General features: G+C 52.2%; 2 protein-coding genes. Both read right to left on the bottom strand.

What is annotated here, in order from left to right:
• Positions 1-239: 239 nt before the first annotated feature.
• The gene (locus tag BKD70_RS23145) at positions 240-1,157 is read right to left on the bottom strand and encodes a hypothetical protein (protein WP_070415478.1); all 918 of its coding nucleotides are present in this window, start codon (positions 1,155-1,157) and stop codon (positions 240-242) included.
• Positions 1,158-1,250: 93 nt separating this feature from the next.
• Positions 1,251-1,490: a hypothetical protein gene (locus BKD70_RS23140; RefSeq protein ID WP_070415477.1), complete on the bottom strand. Its 240-nt coding sequence runs from the start codon at positions 1,488-1,490 to the stop codon at positions 1,251-1,253.
• Between the last annotated feature and the right edge of the window lie 116 nt (positions 1,491-1,606).

Below are 1,606 nucleotides of genomic sequence, written 5' to 3'. Positions count from 1 at the left end.
AACAGGATTTGCTCCTGGTCGCCTTTCAGGTCTTCTGAGCTTCTTTCGGCGTCAACAGAAAGCTGCTCCAGAATCTTGCTGATGAGCTCGATATTGTCGGTGAGGTACATAGCTCCACCATTTCTTGTTACGATTTCCGTTCGATTTTTGCGTCAGCGACAAGTTCCCGGCGCACCTGTGCGCCGACGACTGTAGTAGCGGAGCAGATACAAGAAGCCCGGCGCTGGGCCGGGCTTGATTCAATCGGGATGTTGAATTGGAAGCTTTAGCTGAGTGCCAGAGCGGCGATGGTCAAGCACTTCCAAAACTTGGTGCTCGGCCTTCAGCTGATCGCCTACAAGGGTTTTAATTTCCTTTAGGCGAACCCTCAAGATATCTCCCTTGCCAAATCGCAGATCGCCACTCTCAATCATCGAAAGGAAACTTGGATCAACAATTGATGCGTAGAACGTGGACGCGCCATCGTGGAATCTCCATTTATTTTCGTCGCGAAAGGCGATGTTCACCAACTGAAGGCTGGCCACTCGCTCACTCTCATCAAGTCGCTCCTCTTCCTGCTCGGGAGCGATGAAGTTTTCGGCTTCCGTTTCTGATGCCGCTACGAAATCGCCCTCGGGCTCGCGAACGGCGAAGTAATCAACTCCGGGCCGCTGGAGCGGTTTGTGCACTACGTCTTGGAAAGCCTTGCGTAGCTTCCAATTTCGGAACAGCGCTAACACCTTTTCCTCGGTGTCGAAATGCTCCTGATCGCAGAAAACCCTGACAACACCATCGCTAAGGATTTCAACTTTTGTGATATCTCGATTGCGAACCCACTTGATGAGTTGAAAAACACCCCTCGTTGTTAGGCTCGTAAAGCCGAGCAGAGCGATCAGATTCGCCGCTGCGGTAACCGGGCTACCGGCAAAAAGATCCTGGGCTTGCTGAATCAGACTCTGCGTTACGCCAAGATCAATTCCAAAACTGCCAGTTTTAAAAGATCCTTTGACGCTGACGGAGAGCTTGGTTCGGCCATCGTTGAGCGTGGCGTTTGCCTCTTCGAAAAGCTCACCGAGAGCCAGAAGGGCGGGCGCAAGATCACGCACCTCCATCTCGTGCGATTGAAGTGCGGGCCCGTCATAAACGATTTGTAGCGATGCTTTGCTCATGTCTTCCATTGTTGCTTCCGTGCGTGATGCTGTCTATTTAAGACTATGGCTGCCCGTCCGAAAGCGAGAGGCTACAGCATCCCTCTGCGCCAAAATATGCGCCTATTCAGGCTTGCTTCGATTTATCTGCCCCGCCTTCACCTCATCCGCATAACCCGCCAGCTTTTCCTCGACCTCCTGAAAGCTGGCTGACATCAACAGAAGTTCCCTAGCCTCAGCCTCATGCCCTGCGACAGATAGGTTCACCGCTATCTTCATCAGATCGACGCCTGACCACTTGAGCAGCGCCGCAGCCTCTTTAAGGTCGCGCCGCAGCTGCTGGTTAGGCTTATTCACGGGCATGCCCGCCGGTTACTTATGAAAGTTCGCATCCATATATTCTAAAATTGTATTCGTGTTGAGCTCGCTGATCGGCAAGACAATGCTTTTTGCTGCATCGTAGTCAGACTTGTCAGCAA

Origin of the sequence: Pseudomonas sp. BS-2016, assembly GCF_001806145.1 — a bacterium.
Lineage (GTDB): Bacteria > Pseudomonadota > Gammaproteobacteria > Pseudomonadales > Pseudomonadaceae > Aquipseudomonas > Aquipseudomonas lundensis.
The sequence above is the reverse complement of the archived record's forward strand: the minus strand, read 5'-3'. Positions and strand labels throughout refer to the sequence as shown.